Source organism: Myxococcales bacterium (assembly GCA_022184915.1).
In the GTDB taxonomy this organism is placed as follows: Bacteria; Myxococcota_A; Polyangia; order Fen-1088; family Fen-1088; genus JAGTJU01.
In genome coordinates this window covers 206,180-229,361 of the sequence record JAGTJU010000007.1, presented here as the reverse complement: position 1 = coordinate 229,361, position 23,182 = coordinate 206,180, and the positions used below count along the sequence as shown (strand labels likewise).

Sequence of the window (23,182 nt, the reverse complement as noted above, 5' to 3'; positions counted from 1 at the left end):
GGGGACGCTCGGGCTGTGCGGCAGCGCAAAGCGCAGGCCTCGAGGCCCTTTCTTCCCCGGGCAGCCTTGGGGGCGCCCTGATATCGTCCCATGGTGTCCGCTCTCCCCATGTACATCTCCCGCTCTGGCTTCCCGAGACGCTGGGCCCTGCGCGTTTCCTGGTGCCTGGCGGTCGGGGCTTGGTTGTTCACCAGCGGGGCTCTTTGGGCGCAAGAGCGGATCGTGCAGCTTCCCGAAGGGGGCGTGCCGACCCGCGTGCTTGCCCGGGGCTTCATCTGCGGGCCCATCCCGCCCGGATGGGCGCTCGAGAGTGATGGCAAGACCGTAACCCCGCCCCGCCAGGTTCCAGAGGGAACGACCCGGCACTTTGGGACGCGGGTGGCCGAAAGCCCCGGAAAGTGCGCCGACAGTCAGGACACGCTCACGTTGGTGGTGACGGGCCGTTGGCCCTACATCGACCCGAGTGGCGTCCAGTTCTACCCAGGCGAAGGGCGGGTCGAGCTACAAGGGCTCGGGCTCGAGGGGGTACAGGTGGTATCCCCGGATCCCGAAGCGCGTGCCGAGGGGGGCGAAGGACGCGCCAAAGATCGGGTGGAGGCGTGCCTCGAGCCCACCGAGACGGAGAAGAACAAAAAGAAGCAGCAGCTCTGCGCGGTCCCGGTGTCGCGTCAGTTGCCCGCGGATGTGCGGCTACAGTGGCTGCCCGCCTTTGCTCACCCCGCGCCCGACGCCGTGCTCTACGACGCCGCCGGGAATCGCGCCGAGCGCGAGACCTTTTTGCTCAAGCCCGCGCGCGTGGTGTTGCCGTCTCGTTTGGTGACCCGCGACGGCATCGACGTGGCGCAGGGACCGGGAACCGTGCCGCTGGCTTACCCTGAGGCGGTGGCTTCGATTGAATGTGGTTCGTCTCGTTGTGAGATCGTCGACCGCAACGTGGTCCTGCGGGGCATCGGCGGGCCCGACGCGCACGTGACGATGCGCTTGCGTCTCGGGCCACGCATGTTCGTGCGAGGCAACAACGGCCTCGAGCAGGAGCTCACGCTCAAGCTGCCGTTGCTGTCCTGTCCCGTGGAGGTGGTCTCGGGGCCCTTGCTCCGTGATGTATCGTCTCCCCGGATCGTCGTGCGGATGGATCCAGGCTGCGGCAGCGACGCGGGGGAGCTGCACTGGTCGGTGGCGGGGGCCGATGCTGATGTCGAACAGGTGCTCAAGAAAAAAGACGGCGTGTATCTGGTTCTGCATGCCGAGCGCATCACCCGCGAGCGGGTCACCCTCACGGCAACGCGCCGGGGGCTCGATACCGTGGTGGTGGGTTCGGCGAACCACACTTCCGTGCCGGCGCCACGCCCCCGGGCGGCCGTGGAGTTGCCCGGTCATGGCCGCATCGATTTCATCCCGACCAACCGTGACGCCGCCGTGGCCGTGAACGCCATCCGGGGGCCCGCGCGCTTCGTCCTGTTGCCCATCGAGGGGGCCTATGACATCAGGCGCGTGGGCGACAAAGTGTTCGTGCGAGGCGACGACACGGCCGGAGGGTTCGCTTCGCTGCAGTTTGCTTACCGGGTTGCCGGCTTGCCACCCGAGCTGGTGGATACGAATCTGGCCATCTTGCCCGAGGCCGTGCAGCGACAGGTCCGTCAGGCCTCCGTGCCCGCGCCCTTTGCCGCCCAACGAAAGGACGCGCCGCCTCTCGTGGAGTTCGTGTGCGTGGGCAAACACGGACAAGCGGTGAAGCTCATTCCGGGCAAGCCGTTTCGGATCCCCTTCGAGGCGCGCGAGAGCTGTCGTGTGATCATTCACCGGGAAAACCTGAATCCGGAAGACGGCATGCAAGAGGTCGTCCTGGACGTCGATGTGACGAGCGCCGAGGGAGCGCCCCGCCCCCAGGCCCGCATCTCCGAGCGCATGGTGCTGCGGCCCGCGCCTGAACCCAAGGTGTTCTGGGTGCGCGGAGGTGTAGAGCAGTTCGACCGGATCGTGGTGCGCGTGGCCCACGTGGTGGACGAAGAGCGCTACGTCATCAGCCCCACGTTGCGGGCAGGTTTGCCCTCCATGCAGTGGTCCGCCATCGTGGAGGGTGGGCGCTTTCGGCTGTACGCCACGGCGGCCATCCCGGCGGGGTTGTTTCGTGTGACCGAGCCGAGCGGACAATTGCGCCTCAACTTCGGGGTGTTGTCGCGCTTGACGATGCTCGACGAGCTCGGCAGGGAGAGCTTGTTCGGTCTCGAGCTGGGCGTGATGGGCGTGGGCCTCATCTCCGACAGCCAGTCGATCTCGGGGTTTCCCCCAACGCTTGCGGCCGTCGCAGGACTGGGCGTGCGTGTCCCTCTCGGGCAGGGCGCCGCGGTGGGCGTGCACGCATGGCTATCTTACGAGTTTCGCGACGACATCATCGACGACATGGGCAACACCGTCGGCAGCCACTGGGCGTTCATCTTCGGGCCCAGCATTTCGGTGGGCAACGCAGGAAAGAACCTCTGACGGAAGGGCTTCAGCCCCCGTGAAGCGCCGCTTTGGCGGCCTCCCAGTAGCGTTCGAGCTCGTGGGTCTCGGTGCCGCGCACGTTGCGGCCCTCCGCGCCCAGCGCGCTTTCCATGTGCTCGAACCTTTGCGTGAACCGGTCGGCGGTGCCCCGCAAGGCGTTCTCGGGATCCACGCCCAGCTTGCGGGCGAGGTTCACGAGAGAAAACAACACATCGCCCAGCTCGTGCTCGATATGGGCCCGATCTCGCGCGGCGATCGCCTCGTCGAGCTCGGCGAGCTCTTCGTCGACTTTGAGGCGCGGCCCCTCGCTCGTGGGCCAATCGAAGCCCACGGCCGAGGCCTTTTCGCCCAGGCGGCTGGCGCGCAGCAGAGCCGGTGCGGACTTCGGGACCCCGTCGAGCGCGCCGTGCTTTCCCTTTTCGGCCTTCTCCGCGGCTTTGAGCTGGGACCAATTCGCCAGCACGGCTTCGCTGTTTTTGGCCTCGCTGTCCCCGAACACGTGGGGGTGCCGCCTGACGAGCTTGGTCACGATCCCTGCGGCAACGTCGTCGATCCCGAAGGCTCCCTCTGCGTGTCGCAGCTCGCTATGGAACACGATCTGCAGCAGCAAATCACCCAGCTCTTCTTGGTGGTCAGCCACGACGTTGGCATTGACCGCGTCCACCACTTCGTAGGTCTCCTCGACCAAGTAGGGCAGCAAGGTGCCGAGGGTCTGCTCTCGATCCCACGGGCAGCCGTTCGGGGCCAGTAGCCTCTGCATCAATCCCACGAGGCGGGTCACGGCGTGGCCGGTCTGTTTGCCGGGCAGCGGCGACAAGTCGATGTCCTCGGCTTCGGGCATTCGCCCTTTGGCCCGAGGCGCTTCGGGGGCGGAGCTTTCCGATTCGGGGGTGTTGGGCATGGGCAGCCAGTATAGCCAACCGGCTCTTGCTGTCCGGGCGCTTGCGATGGGCGTTGCGCACGTCGCTTGGGGGGACCATGCTTTCCATGGCCTTGAGCACTTCTCAAACGGACGCAGGAGGCGACGAGCTGGCCGTGAATGTCACGGATCGATTCGTCATAGACGACAACGGCGTTCTGCTGGCCTTGGTGGGCGAGCGCAACGGCAACCTCAAGCGCCTGGAACGCGAGACGGGCGCCCGGGTTCACAGCCGCGGCAACGAGATCACGCTCGTGGGGTCCGGCCCTCAGGTGGGCATGGCCCGGCGGGTGCTCGACGGCCTCTTCCCCTTGGCGCGTTCAGGTCGCTTTTTGACCACGGACGACGTGGGGCGGGCGGCAGGCGTGGCGCGGGGCGATGGGGGCGCGGATGTGCAGGAGGTGCTCTCCGAGGTCATCTTGGTGGCCAACCGGGCGCGCCCGATCGCGCCCAAGGGGCTCGCGCAAAAACACTACGTCGACGCCATTCGAGAGCACGACATCGTCTTTGGTGTCGGTCCGGCGGGCACCGGAAAGACCTACCTGGCCATGGCACTTGCCGTGCGTGCGCTCATGGAAAAGCGGGTCAAGCGCATCATCCTCACCCGTCCCGCCGTGGAAGCAGGTGAAAAGCTGGGGTTTTTGCCAGGAAGTCTCGAGGAGAAAGTCTCGCCTTACTTGCGTCCGCTCTACGACGCGCTCTTCGACATGATGGACGGCGAAAAGGCCGAGCAGCTCATCGCCCGTGGGCTCATCGAGATTGCCCCCATCGCCTTCATGCGCGGCCGCACGCTCAACGATGCCTTCGTGATCCTGGACGAAGCCCAGAACACCACCAGTGAACAAATGCAGATGTTCCTGACCCGCCTCGGCTTCGAGTCGCAGGCGGTCGTGACGGGCGACGTGACCCAGGTGGATCTGCCTTACGGCCGGCCGAGCGGCCTGGCGGAAGCGATTCACATTCTGAGGAACGTGCCAGGCATCGCGTTTCGGTACTTCACGGACGCCGACGTGGTCCGGCACCCTCTGGTGCAGCAGGTGATCCGCGCGTACGAACGCCACCGCATGCGGGAGAACGGCCGGGCCAACGGCCCTCGTGACCCGATGCCACGGGAAGGGACGGGGCGGGCCCCCACCGAGGATGCGCCCCCGAACGAGGGTGGGCCGGATGACAATCCTTCGGCTGCACTTTGAGCGGGCTTGGGGTATCCTGCACCCACGGTGCTCTGAACATATGCCTGTCGATTCGCTGGTTCGAGGCCGCGCGCGCGGGGTGGTGCCGCCCGCCGAGAGAGCCAGGGTGGAAAAGCGCCTGCGGGCGGCCCTTGCGGCGCTTGGCCGTCGGCGCAGCTCGTGCACGTTGGTCTTGACCGATGACGACGAGATCCGGGCGCTCAACCGGGATTTTCGCTCCATGGACAGGGCGACCGACGTGCTCAGCTTTCATCTGCAAGAGCTGGGTGGCGAAGCCGATCCGGCGGGCAACGGCGTGAACCTGGGCGATATCGTGATCTCGATCGAGACAGCGCGCCGTCGTGCCCCGGGCAAGAAGCTGGTGTCCGAGCTCGAGCGGCTGGCCATTCACGGGCTTTGCCATCTGTTTGGTCACGATCACAAACGACAGCATCAAGCCGCAGTCATGTACGCGCTCGAGCGCAAGCTGCGTCGCCTGCCGCTTCTGGCCACGCGAACGCGCGTCTGACGCCCCCCGCGGGGACGCTGCGGACTCAGCTGCTGCGGCCACCGGGCGCAAGCCCAGACTGACTGAGACTGGCCGCCGTGGCTGCGAGCAGCGACAGGGGGCTGTCCCCGGCAGCCAAGAGGGGCACCTTGACCACCCGCCGTCCTGGAAACGTGGTCGACAGTCTATGGGCCTGTCGCTCTTGATGGGCGGCCACCCGGGCCACCGTGTCTGCGGCGTCGGCAACGGCGCGCACGGCGGTGGCACGCGCGGCGGCCGTGCTCCAGGGCACGACGGGCACACGGTCGAGGGCCCGCGCGATGGCGTCCGGATCGGTCAGCTTGGGTGTGGGCATCGTTCGGTTGACCACGAACGCCTGCGGCCCCATACCGAGCCCCTCGAGCGTCTTCGAAAACCCGATCATTTCGTCCATCGCCTGGGGCTCGGCGATGCAGACGCCAACCACCACGGTGTTCGGCCCCTGAAGGACGGACAGGGCCGTTTGGGTGCGGCTCGAAAGCCCGCCCAACACCGGCTGGAAGTCCTCCAAAAAGGCGCCGAGGTCTGCCAAAAAGTGGCTTCCGACCAGACGCGAGAGCGCCCGCAGAACCACGCCTCCCCCGGAGCCGATGCGCGCCACGTGCAGGAGCTTGCGTGAGGGGTGTGGCAACAGCCAACGAATGAGCGGGCTTTCGATGGCAGCCTTCAAGCGCCCCGGTGCATCGAAAAATTCGAGGGCGTTTGCAGCGGGTGGCGTGTCCAGGATCACGAGGTCGAAGCGCGGGTCTTGGGAGAGCTTCGTGACGGAAAGCGCTGCGGCGTACTCCTGCGCGCCCGTGAGCGTGGTGGTGATCTGCTGGTAAAGGGTGTTCGCGAGAATGCGCTCCCGCCGCGCGGGATCACCTGCAAAGTCGCTTACGAGCTCGGCGAAAGCTTGGCGGGTGTCGATGCGCGAGGCAAAGAGATGGTTGGGGGGCACGTTGAGTCGTTCCGCGGTTGCGGCAGGCAGAGGCCGAAGCTCGGCATCGAGTGATGGCAGCGACAGCGCATCCACGAGGCGGGGCGCAGGATCGATCGTGGCCACCGCGGTCCGTAGCCCCGCGCGCGCAGCGGCCACGCCGAAGGCCGCCGCGGTGGTGGTCTTTCCCACACCGCCCGGCCCTGCGCAGATCACCACCCGCTTTTTATCGAGAGGGTTCGTCATCAGTTCACGCGCAAGAGCACCACGGTGATGTTGTCCCGGCCCCCGTTGCGGTTGGCGGCGTCCACGAGCGCCTGGCAGGCGGCGCCCAGATCTGTCGCGGCTTCGAGCAGGTCCTCGATGCGAACGTCCGGGACCTCGCCCCAAAGCCCGTCCGAGCACAAAAGATAAAGGTCGCCCCGCGAGAAGCTGTTCTGGTACACGGTGGGCTCGACCTCGTCTTTTGTTCCCAGGGCCCGTGTGACCACGTTCTTCGGGGCCATCGCCGCCAGCGCCTCGTCGCCGAGGTCGGCGCGCGCGGCCCGCATCTCCTCGATGAGCGAATGATCGCGGGTGAGGCGTGTCAGCTTGTGCGCGCGAAAGCGATAGGCGCGCGCGTCCCCCACGTGGGCCACACACAGCTGCGTTTGGCCGATCGCGAGCGCCACGGCCGTGGCCGCCATCCGGTGCAGCTCGATGTCCCTTGCCGCAGCCGCGCGGATCGAAGCGTTGGCCACCTTCAGACCCACGTTCAGGATGTTGGCACCGAGCGAGGCCTGTTTGGACATGGCGAAGGGCCACGGCGCCCGCGTGTTGTAGACCCGGTGCAGGAAGAAGGTCGAAAGCTCTTGTACGGTGATCCGTGCCGCCACGTCACCGGCAGCGCGTCCTCCCATGCCGTCGGCCACCACGAAGAGACCCAAGTCCGGATGGGCGCCGAAGGCGTCTTCGTTGTTCTCGCGCACGAGCCCACGATGGGTGAGCGCTGCAACGTGCAGGGAACGGGGCGGGACGGTTTCGTTGGGGCGGGTCATGGGGTTGCGCGGGGCGCCCTCTCGGTCGTGGTGCGGCTCACGGCGTCTTGCCAGCGTTCGTAAACGGAAAGGCGATCTCGCTCCGAAAGGCGAGGCGAAAACCGGGTGAGTCCGCCCGTGATCTTGTCTTCGGGGACGCCCGGCCAGGGACGGAGGCCGGCGCCCACGGCGGCCAGGCGGCCCGCCCCCAGCGCCGTGCTTTCGAGCATCGCCGGGCGCTCGATGGGCACACCCAGGAGGTCAGCTTGGATCTGCATGAGCAAGTCGTTCGAGGAGGCGCCCCCGTCGACCCGCAGCACCGTGAGCTTGCGGCCGGCGTCGGCCTCCATGGCGCGCACGATGTCCACGTTCTGCAAAGCCATGGCTTCGAGCGCGGCGCGCGCCAGGTGGCCGCGGTGGGTGCCCCGCGTGAGACCCCCGATGGTGCCCCGCGCCTCGGGCTTCCAGTGGGGCGCACCAAGACCGGTGAACGCCGGCACGATGGTGACCCCGGCGCTGTCGGGCACCGACGCCGCCAGCGCCTCGACCTCGGCGGCTCTGTCGATGAGGCCGAGCCCGTCGCGCAGCCACTGCACCAGCGCCCCGCATACGAAGGCGCCGCCCTCCATCGCGTACTGGGTGTGGCCTGCGGCCGACCACGCCACCGTGGTCAGCAGGCGCTGCTGCGACACCACGGGGCTGTCGCCCACGTTCATGAGCAGGAACGATCCGGTTCCAAAGGTGCACTTCGCATCCCCAGGGTTTACGCACCCCTGGCCGAAGAGGGCCGCCTGCTGATCGCCCGCCATGCCCGTAATGGCGATGCCATCGTCCAGGCCCTCGACGCCCTCGAGGTGCGCCAGCCAACCCGCAGAGGGGCCGCTGCGGGGCAGGAGGGTGAGCGGAACGCCGAACAGCTGGCAGAGCTCTTCGCTCCACGCGAGCCGATGGATGTCGAAAAGCTGCGTGCGGGCCGCGTTCGACATGTCGGTGACGTGTGAGCGCCCGCCCGAGAGCTTCCAGACGAGGTAGCTGTCGATCGTGCCGAACGCCAGCTCGCCGGCTTCGGCGCGGGCCCGGAGCCCGGGCGTCTCGTCGAGCAGCCACGCCACCTTGGTTGCGGAGAAGTAAGGGTCGATGAGCAGCCCCGTCAGGGCCTGCAAGCGCCCCTCGTAACCCGCATCACGGAGGCGCCCACAAGCGTCACTCGTGCGCCGATCCTGCCAGACGATCGCAGGCGCCACCGGCGCGCCGGTGTGCCGATCCCAGAGCACCACGGTTTCGCGCTGGTTCGTAAGGCCCACGGCGGCCACGGCAGCGGGGTGGGGAAGCGCGGCCAGCGCCTCCCGCAGGGTCAGGGTGACGGAGCGCCACAGGGCCTCGGGATCGTGCTCCACCCAGCCCGGGGCGGGATAGCTCTGCGCAAGTTCCCGGTACGCACGGGCCACCACGTTTTCCTGCGGGTCGAGCAGCAACACGGTCGTGCCTGTGGTGCCTTGATCGATTGCGGCCACGAGCGCGGGGGCAGACATGAAAGCGAGTCTACGTCAGGGCACAGCAGACGTGAGGAGAGATCGTCACGCTTCCCCGCGTGGCCGGGTCGCTCAACCGCCTCCGGGGTTCGGCACTGCGGCGCCACCCATGGGCGCGAGATGGCGGTCGAAGAACTTGACCAGAGCTTGTGCCAGCACGTGCTTTTCGACGTCGATGCCCACCAAGTGACCCGAGCGGGGAAGCCAGAGGCGTTCGATGTCGATAGACCCGAGGCTACCTGCGATCTCGAGGGAGTCCTCGATGGGAATGGTCTGGTCTTTTTTTCCGTGCGCCACCAGCGTGGGTTGTGAGATCGACGCCAAATCCAAACGCACCACCTGCATGAGATCGAGCAGGCTGTCGAGGGCTGGCAAGGGCATGACGGGAAGCCCCGGATTGCGACCCTTCATCGCAGCATCTTGCACGTCGGGCCCTCCCCATTTGGGAACGTACCCCAGAGGGCTTTCGCAGACGCGCTTTGGCAAGCGGTTGAGCCAGCGGATCGCCCGCACCTGCGAGGCCTTCATGCGCAAGGGTGTGGAGATCACGGACAGCGCGCCGACCGCGGAGGGACGTAGCCTGGCCAGGCGCAGCGCGAGCAGTCCGCCTGTCGAAAACCCGACCAGGGCCACGGGCGCCCCGCCGGTCTCCTCCAGCACGTGGTCGAGCGAAGCCTCTGCGGACGCCAGCCAGTCAGGCCACTTCGTGCGCACCAGGTCCTGGGGGGTGCGGGCGTGGCCGGCGAGCAAGGGCCCCGCCACCGCGTGACCTTCGCGGGCAAGCGCCTCTGCCAAAGGCCGCACCTCGAAGGGCGTGCCCGTCAAGCCGTGCAGGCACACGATGCCTGCGCGCCCCGGCCGGCCCGGAATGTAAAAGGGGCGGGCGTCGCCGTCGCCCTGCGGGGGCACCCGCGTCACCTTCGCCCAGGCGTCCGCGAAGCTCATGGCTGCTGCCCTCGGTTGGGGCGGAGGCGTCGAAACCTGATGTGCTGTACGTGATTGTGTGGTTCCACGGATTTCCACATTTTAGAGCGTAAGCGGAGTGACAGGAAGGCCACGCGGCGGGAAAAAGTTGCCGAGTTCAGCAAAGTTAGGATGAAAACGGATTAAACCGCAGCGTCTCGCCGGCCGAAGAGAGAGAGCTGAGGCGGTGGGTGACTTGCACCTGCCGTTCAGTTTGAACGAACGGAGGGCCAGTTCCATGATGCTTTCGGCGGTCTCGGAGAAAGCCGTGCACGAGGTGGGGGCGACACGCGTCGCCGGCCTCGAGCGCCGCCTCCGGACGGCCGGCCCAGGGCGCAAGGTTCTGGTCGTCGACGACGAGGAGAGCGTGCGGCACATGCTGCAGCTCATGTTGCGCAAGGAGGGTTACGATACCACGTGCGCGGCGGACGTGGACGCGGCCTTGGTGGCGCTCGCGGATCAGTCGTTCGACGTCGTGATTACCGATCTCCGCATGCCTCGCCGCAGCGGGATGGAGTTGGTCGACGAAGTGCGGGCCCGGGGTCTGGACACCACCTTGGTGGTGATGACTGCCTACGGGAGCCGCGACGTGGCGATCGAGGCCATGAAGCGAGGCGCGTACGATTATCTGTCGAAACCTTTCGAGGGTGACGAGCTCGTGCTGTTGCTGAGAAAGGCCGAGGAACGAGAGCGCCTGGCCCGAGAAAACCGTGACCTGCGGCAGCGTCTCGCCGAAGCGCCGGGGTCCGATGCGCTGCCGGGTATGGTGGGCACGAGCCCCGCCATGAAGACGCTCGCCCGAACCGTTCGCAAGATCGCGACCTTCAAGACCACCGTGCTGGTCCAGGGGGAATCCGGTACCGGCAAGGAACTGGTGGCGCGCGCGCTGCATGCACTATCGCCCCGGGCCTCGGCGCCCTTCGTCGCGCTCAACTGTGGGGCCATTCCTCCCTCGCTCCTGGAGTCGGAACTCTTTGGCCATCGCAAGGGCGCCTTCACGGATGCGGCGAGGGATCATCGCGGGCTCTTCGAGGAGGCTCATGGCGGCACGATCTTCCTCGACGAAATCGCCGATCTACCTCTCGGTGTGCAGGTCAAACTCCTGCGGGTTCTTCAAGAAGGTGAGGTCCGGCGCCTGGGCGACGAGAAGGCCGTGCCGGTGGACGTGCGCGTGGTCGCCGCGTCCGCGCGCGAACTCGCCGAGGCCGTGGGGGCTGGCCAGTTTCGCGAGGACCTCTTCTACCGGCTCAACGTGGTGTCGGTAAAGGTGCCCGCTCTGCGCGAGCGTCCGCAGGACATCCCTGCCCTGGTGGCTTACTTGGTCCGGCGCTTGAACGAGCGGCTCGGGCTTGCGATCCAGGGCGTGACACCGTCTGCCCTTGCGGGACTGGCCGCGGCCCCGTGGGCGGGCAACGTGCGCGAACTCGAGAACGCTCTCGAAAGAGCGATGGTGCTGGCTGAGGGGGACTGCCTGGGACCTGAAGCCTTCGAGGCGTTGCCCCCCCCCGTCGAACAGGACGCGACGTCATGGGCCCTCAAGGACGCGGTGCGGGGGGCTGAGGTCGCGGCGATCCGGCGTGCGCTGGCCGAGGCGGGCGGAAACCGCACCCGGGCGGCCGGCCTCCTGGGGGTGTCCCACCGCGCTTTGCTCTACAAAATCAAGGACTACGGGCTGGCCGACGAAGCCAAGGGGGGCTCACGTCCGAGCGCGGAGGAGCCAGATGCCTGAAGGTCACCGATACGCGCCCACCAGCGTCGATGGATCCGAACGCGTACCTCGTGTTTCCGGGTCGAATGATTTGCTTCTTCGCGAAGCGAACGTGCAGCGCCTCGCGCAGGGGCGCCTACGAGGGGAGGACTGACGCATGGCTCGCAATTGCGTGGGTCTCGACATCGGCTCGAGCTCGATAAAGATGGTTCAGCTCAAGGAGGCCTCCGACGGCATCCACCTGGTGAACTTTGGGATAGAGCTCTTGCCGTCCGAGACGATCGTCGATGGCGCGATCATGAACCAAGCCGCCGTCGTGGAGGCCATCCGTCGCCTCCGAGACAACCTTCGCATCCGGCAGAAGGACGTGGCCACCGCCATCTCAGGGCACTCGGTGATCATCAAGAAGATCCAGGTGCCCGAGATGACCCCCGACGAGCTGGAAGAGCAGATTCCCTGGGAGGCCGAGCACCACATCCCGTTCTCGAAAGACGACGTGCACCTGGATCACGAGATCCTGAACAAGAGCAACGGCCAGGGCCAGATGGACCTGATGCTGGTGGCCGCCAAAAAGGAAGTGGTGGAGGACTACTCCCTGGTGGTGCGTGAGGCGAAGCTTCAGCCCTCCGTGATGGAGGTGGCGGCATTCTCGGTACAGAACGCCTTCGAGGTGGCCTACTCTTTGCCGCAAGACGAGGCGGTGGTGCTGGTCAACGTCGGGGCGGCCCTGTCGAACATCAACATCGTGGCGGGAGGAACGAGCGCCTTCACGCGCGACGTGACCATGGGCGGTGACGCCTTCACCGAAGAGATTCAAAAGCGCCTCAACGTGAGCCGCGAAGAGGCGGAGGCGTGGAAAATCGGTTCCATAGGCGATGCGGCCCACGAGGTCATTCCCCACGAGGTGGAAGCCGTACTGGCCGAAGTGGCGGAAAGCATGGCCGGGAAGTTCCAGCGCTCCTTGGACTTCTTCCTGGCGACTGCCGGTGACGTCTCCGTGACGAAGATCTACCTCTGTGGAGGGGCCTGTAAGGTGCCGTCGCTACAGAGGGCGCTCGAGTCCCGAGCCAAGGTGCCTGTCGAGGTGATGGATCCCTTTCGACGGTTCATCGTCGACGAGAAGAAGTTCGACATGGGCTTCCTTCACGAGCACGCCCCCGAGGCCACGGTGGCGGTGGGCTTGGGCCTGCGTCGGGTGGGAGATCGGGCATGATCCGCATAAACCTCCTTCCCCAAAAAAAGCAAAGGAAGGCCGACGCCGGGCAGAAGCAGCTCGTCTACATGGCCTTCTCCGTCTTGGTGGCGGTGGGGGGCATCGTCGTGTTTCACATGACGGTGCAGGGAGAGCTCGACGCCGTCAACCGCGACAATCAGGTGATTCAGGCCGAGATCGATCGGTACAAGGCGGAACTGGGCGATTACGACAAGGTGAGGGCCCAGCGCGAGGAGCTGCTTCGCCAGCAGGAGACGATCAAGAAGCTCGAAGAGAGGCGCACAGGTCCCGTGTTCCTGCTGCGCGAGATCTCCGAGATCCTGACGCCTGGCAAGGGGCCCTCATTTGATCGTCTCACCTACGAAGAGACCATCCGTAGAGACCCGAACTCAGGCTTCAATGCGGCGTGGGATACCCGTCGGGTCTGGCTGACGAGTTTCGAAGAGCAGGAGCGTATGGTCAAGATCACGGGCGCGGCCAAGTCGAACGAAGACGTGGCCGAGTTCCTCAAGCGCCTGCAGGCCTCTGTGTTCTTTCAGAACGTCGTTCTCGAATCCACCTCGCAGGTCACCACGAACCGGGAGGGAGACGTCAAGCACATGACCTTCAACCTCAGCACGGGAGTGATCTACTGACATGGACGAGCTGGTATCGAAGATCCTGAAGCTGAAGACCAGCGGCAAGGTTGGCTTGACCTTGGGCGTGGCCGTCGTGTTCGGCCTGCTCTACTACACGATGTTCTATTCGGACATGGGGGACGAAATCGCGCGGGCCCAGGGGGCGCAAGACGCTCTCAAGCAAGAACGTGAATCCTATGAGCGGCGCAAGACCGAGTACCTCGCATACCGCAACGAACTGACGGTCCTGCAAGAGAAGCAACGCGAGATCCTGCGCGCTCTGCCGAGGGAGCAGGAGATCCCATCTTTCATCAGCAGCATCCAGGAGCAAGCCGAGCTTGCGGGGCTCGAGGTGCTCAACCTCAACATCGACGAGGAGCTCCCCGAGCAACTCTACGTGAAGATTCCCGTCAAAATGGAAGTGCGCGGCAACTACCATGCCGTCACGCGCTTCTTCAAGAGTGTTTCGGAGCTGCGTCGTATCGTGAACGTCGAAGAGCTGTCTTTGGCCCCCGAGCGCACCGTTCAGGACAAGCAGACGGAAGGGCCCGTCAAGTTGAGGGCTAGGTTCATCGCGGCGACCTTCCGTTATCGGGAACAGGGAAAGGGCTGACATGGACAAGACATCGAGACTGCCGGTTCGGCCGGTGCTTCTGCTGGTGCTCTTGTCGAGCGATCTGTTCGCGGCCGGCGGCGCCCCGCCCCCCGCGCCCGCACCCGTGGCGCCGGCCGATCCCGCGGCTCACTCCGCGGAGCAGCGCTTGGCCGTGCTGAGGCGCAAGGTGCTTCGCGACGAAGACTTCGTCGAATCGGACGGCAACCGAGATCCCTTCCGGTCGTACCTGTCGCTCTTCATCGAGAAGACGCCCGTGGCCCGTCGTACCGTCCCCGCCATCTTCGACAAGTTCGCCCTGGAGGAGATCTCCCTCATCGCGGTGGTCTCGGGCACGGACAAGCCGCTCGCCATGTTCCGCGACCCCGGGGGGCTCGGCCAGGTGGTCAAGCGTGGCGATTACCTATCCAAGTCGGGGGCCCGGGTCACGAAGATCCTGGGGGACCGCGTGATACTCGAGCTCAACGAGGTCGTGGGAACGGGCGAGGCCCGCGCGATCGAGAAAGCCATTCTCGTCAATCCGGAGGCAGCTCAACAATGAGCCGATCGAAGCCGAACAAGCGAAGGGTGACCATGCGGGCGCGTCTGGCATTGATGGTGGTCCTGGGCCTTTCCGGGCCCATGGCAGGGACGGCTGCCGGGGCCGATCGCGTGGGGCACCTCCGCGGCATCAAGGCCGAGGAGCAAGACGGCGGACGCACACGCGTGGTCATCGCGGCCTCCGTACGCCCCAGCTTCACGACCTGGAAGTTGGAGCATCCTTCCCGCGTGGTGGTCGATGTCTCCGGGGTGGCGTTGTCGGGTTCCGAGGTTCCCTTCGACGCGGGGACCTTCGCGGTGGGCAACGTCAGCGCCAGCGCGAGCGGTCCCCACAAGGCGCGGGTGATCCTGACGCTGAGGCAGGGGGCCGACTACGATGTCAAAGCGCAGGGCAATGACATCGTGGTCGAGGTGACGCCGTGGGAGGCGCCGCCCAAGTCCACGCCCGAGGCCACGCCTTCCGCGTTGGCGGCGGCCCGCAAGGCGGCGGACGAGGCGGTGAGGGCTCGTGCAGAGGCCGAGGCACGCGCCAAGCAAGCGGAGGCCCAGGCGCTCACGCTCTCGTCCGACCGCAATGAAGCTCACCAAAGAGCACGTCAGCTCGCCGAAGAGGCGGCGAGGGCGCGCGCGGAGGCCCACGCGCGCGCCGCAGACGCCGAGGCCCACCTTGCGAAACTCGTGGCTGAACGCCAGGCCACGGCGGTGGCGCGGCAGGAGGCAGACGAGGCTGCACGGGCCCGCGCGGAAGCGGAGACGCGGGCGGCGAAGGCTGCCGCGCAAGCCGACAAATCCCGAGCGGACGCCGAGCTGCAGACGGCACGGGCGAGGGCGGCCGTGGAAAAGGCCCGAGCGGAGGCCGAGGCGCGGGCAGAGCGGGCTGAACGAGACGCGCGGCTCGCGCAGGCAGAGGCGGAGGCTCGGGCCGCGCGCGCCGAGGCTGAGGCGCGCCGTCTGGCCGAGGAGAAGCAGCAGATGGAGCGTGCCCGCCGTGAGGCGGCCGAGCACGCACGGCAGGCGGCCGAGCGCGCCACACAGAGCCTGGCTGAACAGCAAGTCGCGCTCGAGGACAGCCGTGCCCGCGCCGAGAGCGTCCAGCGGGAGGCCGCGCGTCTGGCCAAGGCGTTGGCCGACGAGCGGGCCGCGCTCGAGCGGGCGCGCCAGGGCGCGGAGGCGGCGCAGCAAGCGGCTGACTCTGCCCGGCGTCAAGCGACCGAAGGCAAGCGCCGCGACGAGCAGCGGGCGGCCGAGCTGGCCGCTGCGCGTGCCGCCCGGGAGCAGACGGTGCTCGAGCAAAAGCGCCAGCAGGCCGAGGCGGCAGAGAAGGCGGCGTCGCTTGCGCTCGCAGAACTCGCTACGCAGAAGCAGGACGTGGAAGCGCGGCAACAACGGGCCGAGCTGGCCCGCCTGGGTGCCGTGGACGCCGCCAAGCGCCTCGAGGCCGATCGCCAAAGGGCGGCCGAAGCCCGCGCGGAGGCCGAGCGGCTGAGAACCACGGCGGAGGCCACATCGCGCCAGGCGCGTGCGTTGTTGGCGGCGGCCGAAGCGGCGCAAAAATCCGCCGAAGCTCGGCAACGCGAGGCCGAACGTCGGGGACAGTCACATGACGCGGAAGCTGCGCGCCTCGTGCGCGAGGCCCGCACGCACACGGAAGAGGCCCGCGCGGCCGCTGAGCGCGCCCGGCAGGAGTTGGCGCGTCTCGACGACGAGCGCAAGCAGCTCGCCGAAGAAAGGGAGAGCCTGTCTCGCCAGCAGACGGCTCTCGCGGAAGCCGAGCGCCTGGCGCGCGTCACCGATCAACGGGCCGCCGCCGTCACCGCCAAGGCCGCGGAGGTCGCATCGGCCATGGCGCGTCTACAGGAGGAAACGCTGGCGCTCGCCTCGCAAAAACAGCGTCTGGCCGCCCGCGAAGCCGCCCTGGCGGAGGCCGCCCGCGAAGCCGCGGTCCAGCAGGCCGCGCTGGCGGCCAAGGCCGCCGCTCAAAAAGCCGAAGAACGCCGCCTCGGCGCCTTCGAGAGCGCGGTGAAGCAGCAGCAGGACGCCCTCACCAAGGCGCGTGACGAGCAGGCTGCGCAGCAGGCCCGCCTACGCCAGGCCGAGGAGGCGCTGGCTGCCGCGCAGCGGGAGATCGAGCGCCGCCAAGCGGCCCTGGTCGCTGCGCGCAAGGCACGGGAAGCGGAAGTGCAGAGCGCCCGCGCCGGTGACGAACGGGCCCGCCACGCGCGCGAGCAGGCCGAGCGAGACAAGCTGGCGCAGGCACAAGCGGACTTGGAGAGGGCACGGGCAGCGCATGCCGAAGCAGAGGCCCATCGGGGCGTGCAGGAGCAGAAACTCGGCCGCCTGGTGGCCGAAAGGGAAGCGCTCGAGGCGAGCCGCAACAAGCTCGAGGCGGAACTTGCCAGCCTCAAGGGAGAGCTGGCCTCGGCGCGGGCCGAAGTGGCCCGTCTCAAGGCCATGCCCGCCAAGGCGGCGCCTGTCCCCACCCCGACGCCCGATAAACGAAGCGCCTCCGACGTGCCGGCGCAAGACAACCGGGTGGTGGCCGCCGCGAGCCCCCGCCCCCGCAGCGTGACCCTTCGCGTTCCGAGCCGCGTCAGCCGCATCGATTTTGTCGACGAGCCGGCGCGCTCCTCGGTCATCATCGACCTCGAGGAGCCGATCGACTTCTCGATTGAGCGCAGCACGGGGCGTCGGGTGACGCTGCGGCTTCATCACGCCGACCTGCCGCACGGTCTCGAGCGCAGCTTGGACGCCACGCAGTACTTCGGCCCCGTGCGGCTCATCAACTCGTTCCGCGCACCCGGGCATCACGCCACGGTGCTCGTCGAGGTGGAGCTGGCCGAGATGGTTCCGAACCGCATCCGCACCGATGGAGCCCGCCTGTACTGGGACTTCGACAAGCACCGGCCTGGCAGCGCGGCGCACCCCCGTCTTCACGTGCTGACGCCCACGCGGGTGGCGGGCTTCTCCACTCTCGTTTTGCCGCTGCTCGTGGCCCAGGATGCCCCCCTGTCTTCGTCTCGCCGCCCGCAAACAAGCAAAAAGCGCTTCACCGGTCGCCGCATCGACCTGGACTTCAAGGGGGCCGACATCCACAACATCCTCCGCTTGTTGGCCGAGGTCGGGGGCGTCAACATCGTGACCTCGGACGACGTCAAGGGCGAGGTTACGATCAAAATGCGGGACGTGCCCTGGGACCAGGCGCTCGACGTGGTGCTGCGGGCCAAGTCCTTGGGGCAGGTGAGGGAGGGTAACCTGATCCGGGTCGCCCCCATCCAGGTCCTGGAGAAGGAGCTCGAGCAGGAGATCGCCAAGCAGAAGCAGATGACCGAAGTGATGCCCACCGAGACCCGCCTCATCGGCGTCTCGTACGCCGACGCAAAAGACCTCGAGGCCCGCGCCAAAGACCTGCTCTCTGGCCGCGGCAAGGTGTCCGTGGATGACCGCACGAACAACCTCATCGTGTCCGACGTCGCCAAGAACCTCTCCTTGGTCGAGGAGCTGGTTCGCAACCTGGACACGCAGACATCGCAGGTGGTCATCGAGGCCCGCATCGTGGAGGCGCGCTCGACCTTCGTACGTCAGCTGGGTGTGCAGTGGGGTGGCGCGGGCTACATGGATCCCGAACACGGCAACCCCACGGGCCTCGTGTTTCCGAACGCCATCGGCGTCGGAGGCGGAGCGACGGACCGGCTGGCCTCCGCCGAAGGCCTCGTCCCCACACCTCGCACGGGCGTGGCGGGCCTGCAAAGCCCGAACTACGCGGTGAATCTGCCTGCGGCGGTGGGCACGGGAAGCGGTGGCGCACTCGGCCTGACCTTGGGCTCGGTCGCCGGGGCGCTGAACCTGAACGTACGGCTGTCGGCTCTCGAGCAGTCGGGGCAGGTACGCATCCTGTCGTCCCCGCGCATCTCGACCATGGACAACGTGGAGGCGTCCATCGAGCAAGGTGTGGCGATCCCCATCTCGGTCGTGAGCGCCCAGGGCGTTCAGACCGTGTTCGTGGACGCCAAGCTGAACCTGACGGTCAAGCCGCACGTGACCAACGAGGGCACCGTCATCATGAACGTACACGTCACCCGGAACGAGCCCGACTTCGTCAACACCGGCGCGCGCGGCGACCCCACCATCCTGAAGAAGGAAGCCAAAACCGTGATGCTGGTGCGCGACGGCGACACGGCGGTCATCGGCGGCATTTACCAACGCAACTCGGGCCTGAACTACAGCAAGGTCCCCTTCTTCGCCGACATTCCCATCGTGGGCTTCTTCTTTCGGAGCCGCCGAGAAAACGACGATCGCACGGAGTTCTTGGTATTCATCACGCCGCGGATCTCCAACCGATCGCGCGCCCTGGCTAAATGACCCAAGACTCGAACACCTTCACTCAAACTGGAACGAGACCCCCCATCGTGCTGATTGGATTCATGGCGACGGGAAAGAGCACCGTGGGAAGGCTGCTGGCCGCCCGTACGGGACGCACCTTCGTGGACCTCGACGCGGCCGTAGAGGCCGCGGCCGGGACCACCGTCGCCGAGATCTTTCGGGAGCGAGGCGAAGCCGGCTTTCGCGAGCTGGAGTCGGCGGCGCTCACCCGGGCGTTGGCCCAGCCGAACACCGTCATTGCCACGGGGGGGGGCGCGGCGTGCCGAGACGACAACCTGAAAGCCATGCTGGCCGCCGGGTTCGTCGTGGCGCTGTCGGCCAGCCCCGAGGAGGTGCTCAAGCGGGTGGGGCCTGTCTCGGGGCGGCCCCTGCTCGATGGGGCGGCCGACCCTGCTGCCGTGGCCTTGCGCCTGCTGGCGGCCCGCGAGCCCTTCTACGCCCGGGCGCACGCCCGCCTCGACACGGTGGGCCGGTCCCCCGAGTCTGTCGCCGAGGCCGTGCTTGGGGCCCTGGCGGCCCACGACCGAGACCTTCCTGAGCCGACGAGACCGTGAACAAGGAGAGCTGAGCGATGATCCGCACAGAGCGAAAACGAGGCGCTGCAACGAGGGGCCGGGCGACCGGCGTCCTGGCCCGAGTCCTGGCCTTGGCCGCCGGGGGGCTGCCAGCGCTCGCGAGCTGCTCCGCCGACGTGAACAGCTCGCTGGTGATCGTGCAGAACCAGGTACCGGAGACCGAAGACGGCGCTTGCATCATCCCCAGCAAGAGGGACAACCTGCGCCGCTTCAGCGGGGTCTACGACGTCGATCTGGATCAGGACTACCCATTTTTCATGTTCCCGCTGGTCAGGAACAACCTGCCCGCGATCAGCGAGGACAACGCCGTCGAGCTCAACCGCATCGAGTACACGGGCGTGGAAGTGCAGATCGAGCCGCCCCCCGGCATCACGTTTCCGTCGACCGAAGCGTGTCCGAGCGCGTTCGCCGAGAGCGAGCGGGTGAGCTTGGCCCCCGACGAGGAAAGGAGCTCCATGGTGCGGGTGTTCCAGCCCTGCCACTCCGCCACGCTTCGCGCGATGTTCAACCAGGGCACCTTGCCAGATGACCCCGCAGCCCTCGTGCAGTTTCGGGCCGTGGTGAGGGCCATTGGGCGCCACGCGGGCAAGACCGTCGAGTCGGACCCCTTCGAGTACGCGGTGCGCGTGTGCAAGGGCTGTCTGCAACGCGGCTACCAAGAGGCTTTCGCCGTGTTCGACTATCCGAAAGTCCCAAAATGCACGGCGCTGAGCGCAAATCCTTACAGCGGCAACGCCTGCAACCCCGCGCAGGATTCGCTGATCTTGTGTTGCGAACGTCAACTGGCGGACAACTCCACCAAGCTCGAATGCCCCGGCCGCCCCCAGCCGCCGCCCGCCACCTCCCCGTAATTCGGGCGCGGCCTCGACGAGGGGCCGCTTGACACCGGGTGAAGCGGGGGATTAGAAGGCCACGAGCGGCCATGTTTCGCGAAACAATTCAAAAGGTTGTGGATCGGGTGGACGGGGGCCTCGCAGGCATCCTGATGGGCTTCGACGGGATCTCCGTCGAAGCGTACACGCGTCCGCCGGCGACCACCGACATCAACACGGTGGGCATGGAGTTCGCGCACGTGCTCACCCAGGTGCGCAGGGCGGCTGAGTTGCTCGAGGTCGGAGGCCTGCAGGAGGTCACCCTGAAGACCGACGAGCTCGCTGTGTTGGTCCGCGTGCTGGACGACGAATATTTTCTCGCGTGCGCCATGAAACCGGAAGGAAACCTGGGAAAAGCGCGCTATTTGCTCAGAATCTCGGCCCCCGTCATCCAGGCGGAGCTCTAATGGCCGGCTCTAAAGCGGGCAAAACAAGCGCGACGGGCAAAGCGGGCAAGCGAGGGGCGTCAGCCAGCCCGGAACGCTCGCGCCAGGGGCCGGCGCTGGCCTCTCTGGATGTTCCGCGCCACCGGGTGGTCGTGCTCCACGGCCCGAACCTGAACCTTCTCGGGACCCGCGAGCCGCACATCTACGGGCACGCCACCCTCGACGACATCAATGCGGAGCTGGTAGCCCTGGGGGAAGAGGCGGGTGTCGAGGTGGTTCCGTTCCAGTCGAACCACGAGGGGGTCCTCATCGACCTCGTCCAGCAGGCGCGCCAGACCGCGTCGGCCATCGTCATCAATGCCGGTGGCTACACCCATACCTCGGTGGCGCTCCGGGATGCGCTGGCCGCCTCCGAGCTGCCGGTGGTGGAAGTTCATCTTTCGAATCTGGCCAAGCGCGAAGATTTCAGGCATCGTTCGCTGCTCGGCGCGGTCGTGGTGGGGCAAATCGCGGGGTTCGGGGCCCTTGGCTACCGATTGGGCGTGCAGGCCGCCATCGAGCTCTCGAAGCAGCTCTCCATGATGTCTCAGAAAGGATCCGAATCGCGATGACGAAGCGCAAAGGGACCGCCAGCAAGCGGTCCGTTTCCACCGCCACCGCCCGTGCGGCCACGGCGCCCCAGGCTCAGAAAGGCTCAGCCGGGGCAAGTGGGCCTCCCCATGGTTTCGACTTGAAGCTCTTGCGGGATCTCGCCCGCATCGCGAACGAGTACGACCTCGAATCGATCGAGCTCAACCCCGACGGTGGCGTGTGCATCACCCGCGTGCCGGCGAGCAGCGCTCGGGTGGCCTCCGCCCCCGTGGTGGCCGCCGCCCCTCTCAGCCTGGTTGCCGCTCCGAGCCCGAGCGCCCAAGACCTTGCCAAGGCGACGGAAAAGGCCGTCGAAGACGGGGTGCTCATCGCATCACCCTTCGTGGGCACGTTCTACCGTGCTGCAAACCCGGAGTCGGCGCCTTTCGTCGAGGTAGGCCAGACCGTCCGCAAGGGCCAGGTGGTGTGCATCGTCGAGGCCATGAAGCTCATGAACGAGATCGAAGCCGAGGCTGACGGCAAGCTCATCGAGGTTCTGGTCAAGAACGGCGAGCACGTCGAATACGGCCAGCCGCTCTTCCGGCTGGAAAAGATTTAACCCCTCAAGGCCGCAACGGTTCCTGGACGTTCTCCGTGTTCAAGAAGGTTCTGATCGCGAACCGAGGGGAAATTGCCCTTCGAGTCATTCGTGCATGCAAAGAAATGGGTATTCGCACCGTGGCGGTTCACTCCACGGCGGATGCCGATGCGTTGCACGTGCGGCGCGCTGACGAAAAGGTGTGTATCGGGCCTCCTCCCGCCCGGCAAAGTTACAACTCGATTCCGGCGCTCATCAGCGCTGCCGAGGTGACCCACGCCGATGCGATTCACCCGGGCTACGGGTTCATGTCGGAGAACGCCGAGTTTGCCGAGGTCGTACAGAAATGCGGCCTCGCGTGGATCGGGCCGCAGCCTTCGGTCATCCGCATGATGGGCGACAAGGTCCAAGCCCGGAACACCATGACGGCAGCAGGTGTTCCCGTGCTTCCAGGAACCGGCGTGGTGCAATCCGACGACGAAGCCGAAGACGCCGTGGACCGGATCGGTCTCCCGGTGATCATCAAGGCCGTCGGCGGCGGCGGTGGGCGGGGGATGAAGATCGTGAACGACCGCAAGCAGCTGCCGTCGCAGCTCGCCGCGGCTCGTTCGGAAGCCCAAGCGGGGTTCTCCAACCCGGCGGTGTACATCGAGCGTTACGTGGGGCGGCCGCGGCACATCGAGGTCCAAGTGCTCGGCGACGGCGAGAACGCCGTGGCGCTAGGAGAGCGCGAGTGTTCGATTCAGCGCCGGCACCAGAAGCTGGTGGAAGAGGCTCCCTCGGTGGCGCTCGACGACAAAACGCGCGCCGAGCTCATGAAGGTGGCCAAGCAGGCCACGCAGGCCCTGAAGTACAAGACTGTCGGTACCCTCGAGTTCCTCCTCGATGAGAAGGGCCGCTTCTACTTCATGGAAATGAACACCCGCATCCAGGTTGAACACACGGTGACCGAAGAGGTCTTCGGCGTTGATCTGGTGCGCACCCAGATCGAACTGGCAGCGGGGCAACCGCTGCGCCTCAAGGACGATCTTCGCCCGAAGGGCCACTCGATCGAGCTGCGGATCAACGCCGAGGATCCGAACACCTTTGCGCCCTCGCCAGGCCTCATCACGGGGCTCCGCATGCCGGGTGGCTTGGGCGTGCGGATCGACACGCACATCTATCAAGGCTATCGCGTGCCTCCGTTCTACGACTCGCTTTTGGCGAAGCTGATCGTGCGCGCCGATACACGGCCCTTGGCGATCGATCGCCTGCGCCGCTGCCTCGACGAGTTCGAGGTGGAGGGCTGCAAGACGAACGTGGACTTCTACAAGCGCTTGCTGGCACACCCCGAGTTTCGCGCGGGTCGCATCGACACACACTTCCTCGAACGCATGTAGGCCCGGGCTCTAACCAAGGCGCACAGTGTAAGAATCGACACTGCGGCGCGCATGGGATGGTCAAGTGGCGTGGCTTATCGGACGAAAGGGAGAGGGGGGATGGGTGCGTCCCGGATTCGTGTTTGCTTTACAGCGCCTAAGTTCCCGGTAAGACTGTCAAACTCGTCCCGCGCAGGCCG

Annotated in this window: 20 protein-coding genes; 15 read left to right on the top strand and 5 right to left on the bottom strand. The window is 66.8% G+C overall.

Annotated elements, in window-relative coordinates:
• Positions 1-90 precede the first annotated feature (90 nt).
• On the top strand, positions 91-2,481 hold the full coding sequence (locus KA712_23500; protein MCG5055934.1) for a hypothetical protein: 2,391 nt from the start codon (positions 91-93) through the stop codon (positions 2,479-2,481).
• A gap of 10 nt (positions 2,482-2,491) precedes the next feature.
• Here the strand turns inward: KA712_23500 and mazG are convergent, their stop codons facing one another.
• Entirely contained in the window at positions 2,492-3,325 is an 834-nt protein-coding gene (mazG, locus tag KA712_23495; protein ID MCG5055933.1) for a nucleoside triphosphate pyrophosphohydrolase, read from the bottom strand.
• Positions 3,326-3,471: 146 nt separating this feature from the next.
• Here mazG and KA712_23490 point away from each other — a divergent pair, with 146 nt between their 5' ends.
• A complete protein-coding gene (locus tag KA712_23490; protein ID MCG5055932.1) occupies positions 3,472-4,596 on the top strand; it encodes a PhoH family protein in 1,125 nt (374 codons plus the stop codon).
• 40 nt (positions 4,597-4,636) lie between these two features.
• Complete coding sequence (gene ybeY / locus KA712_23485) at positions 4,637-5,104, top strand: rRNA maturation RNase YbeY (protein ID MCG5055931.1); 468 nt, start codon at positions 4,637-4,639, stop codon at positions 5,102-5,104.
• A gap of 25 nt (positions 5,105-5,129) precedes the next feature.
• Here the strand turns inward: ybeY and KA712_23480 are convergent, their stop codons facing one another.
• The 4 genes from KA712_23480 to KA712_23465 all read right to left on the bottom strand — a co-directional run bounded on the left by KA712_23480 (position 5,130) and on the right by KA712_23465 (position 9,534).
• Positions 5,130-6,287 carry an ArsA family ATPase gene (locus KA712_23480; protein MCG5055930.1) on the bottom strand — a complete coding sequence of 386 codons (1,158 nt, stop codon included), beginning with the start codon at positions 6,285-6,287 and terminating at the stop codon, positions 5,130-5,132.
• The gene (locus KA712_23475) at positions 6,287-7,078 is read right to left on the bottom strand and encodes a protein phosphatase 2C domain-containing protein (GenBank protein ID MCG5055929.1); all 792 of its coding nucleotides are present in this window, start codon (positions 7,076-7,078) and stop codon (positions 6,287-6,289) included. Before KA712_23475 ends, KA712_23480 begins: the two co-directional genes overlap by 1 nt.
• Positions 7,075-8,589, bottom strand: a complete 1,515-nt coding sequence (gene glpK / locus KA712_23470) for a glycerol kinase GlpK (protein MCG5055928.1) — start codon at positions 8,587-8,589, stop codon at positions 7,075-7,077. The genes KA712_23475 and glpK overlap by 4 nt, the downstream gene beginning before the upstream one ends.
• 72 nt (positions 8,590-8,661) lie before the next feature.
• A complete protein-coding gene (locus tag KA712_23465; GenBank protein MCG5055927.1) occupies positions 8,662-9,534 on the bottom strand; it encodes an alpha/beta fold hydrolase in 873 nt (290 codons plus the stop codon).
• Positions 9,535-9,793: 259 nt separating this feature from the next.
• Here KA712_23465 and KA712_23460 point away from each other — a divergent pair, with 259 nt between their 5' ends.
• From KA712_23460 to accC, 12 genes are all read left to right on the top strand, one after another.
• The gene (locus KA712_23460; protein ID MCG5055926.1) at positions 9,794-11,281 is read left to right on the top strand and encodes a sigma-54 dependent transcriptional regulator; all 1,488 of its coding nucleotides are present in this window, start codon (positions 9,794-9,796) and stop codon (positions 11,279-11,281) included.
• 136 nt (positions 11,282-11,417) lie between these two features.
• On the top strand, positions 11,418-12,473 hold the full coding sequence (locus KA712_23455; GenBank protein ID MCG5055925.1) for a pilus assembly protein PilM: 1,056 nt from the start codon (positions 11,418-11,420) through the stop codon (positions 12,471-12,473).
• The gene (locus KA712_23450) at positions 12,470-13,108 is read left to right on the top strand and encodes a PilN domain-containing protein (protein MCG5055924.1); all 639 of its coding nucleotides are present in this window, start codon (positions 12,470-12,472) and stop codon (positions 13,106-13,108) included. Before KA712_23455 ends, KA712_23450 begins: the two co-directional genes overlap by 4 nt.
• Position 13,109: 1 nt before the next feature.
• A complete protein-coding gene (locus KA712_23445) occupies positions 13,110-13,703 on the top strand; it encodes a type 4a pilus biogenesis protein PilO (protein MCG5055923.1) in 594 nt (197 codons plus the stop codon).
• A gap of 1 nt (position 13,704) precedes the next feature.
• Positions 13,705-14,244: a pilus assembly protein PilP gene (locus tag KA712_23440; GenBank protein ID MCG5055922.1), complete on the top strand. Its 540-nt coding sequence runs from the start codon at positions 13,705-13,707 to the stop codon at positions 14,242-14,244.
• Positions 14,241-18,602: a type IV pilus secretin PilQ gene (gene pilQ, locus KA712_23435; GenBank protein MCG5055921.1), complete on the top strand. Its 4,362-nt coding sequence runs from the start codon at positions 14,241-14,243 to the stop codon at positions 18,600-18,602. Before KA712_23440 ends, pilQ begins: the two co-directional genes overlap by 4 nt.
• A gap of 47 nt (positions 18,603-18,649) precedes the next feature.
• Entirely contained in the window at positions 18,650-19,177 is a 528-nt protein-coding gene (locus KA712_23430; protein MCG5055920.1) for a shikimate kinase, read from the top strand.
• A gap of 17 nt (positions 19,178-19,194) precedes the next feature.
• Entirely contained in the window at positions 19,195-20,049 is an 855-nt protein-coding gene (locus KA712_23425) for a hypothetical protein (GenBank protein ID MCG5055919.1), read from the top strand.
• A gap of 71 nt (positions 20,050-20,120) precedes the next feature.
• A complete protein-coding gene (locus KA712_23420) occupies positions 20,121-20,477 on the top strand; it encodes a hypothetical protein (GenBank protein MCG5055918.1) in 357 nt (118 codons plus the stop codon).
• Positions 20,477-21,067, top strand: coding sequence for a type II 3-dehydroquinate dehydratase (aroQ, locus tag KA712_23415; protein MCG5055917.1), 591 nt, complete (start codon positions 20,477-20,479; stop codon positions 21,065-21,067). The genes KA712_23420 and aroQ overlap by 1 nt, the downstream gene beginning before the upstream one ends.
• Entirely contained in the window at positions 21,064-21,645 is a 582-nt protein-coding gene (gene accB / locus KA712_23410) for an acetyl-CoA carboxylase biotin carboxyl carrier protein (protein ID MCG5055916.1), read from the top strand. Before aroQ ends, accB begins: the two co-directional genes overlap by 4 nt.
• Before the next feature lie 35 nt (positions 21,646-21,680).
• Positions 21,681-23,003, top strand: a complete 1,323-nt coding sequence (accC, locus tag KA712_23405) for an acetyl-CoA carboxylase biotin carboxylase subunit (protein MCG5055915.1) — start codon at positions 21,681-21,683, stop codon at positions 23,001-23,003.
• Positions 23,004-23,182: the final 179 nt, after the last annotated feature.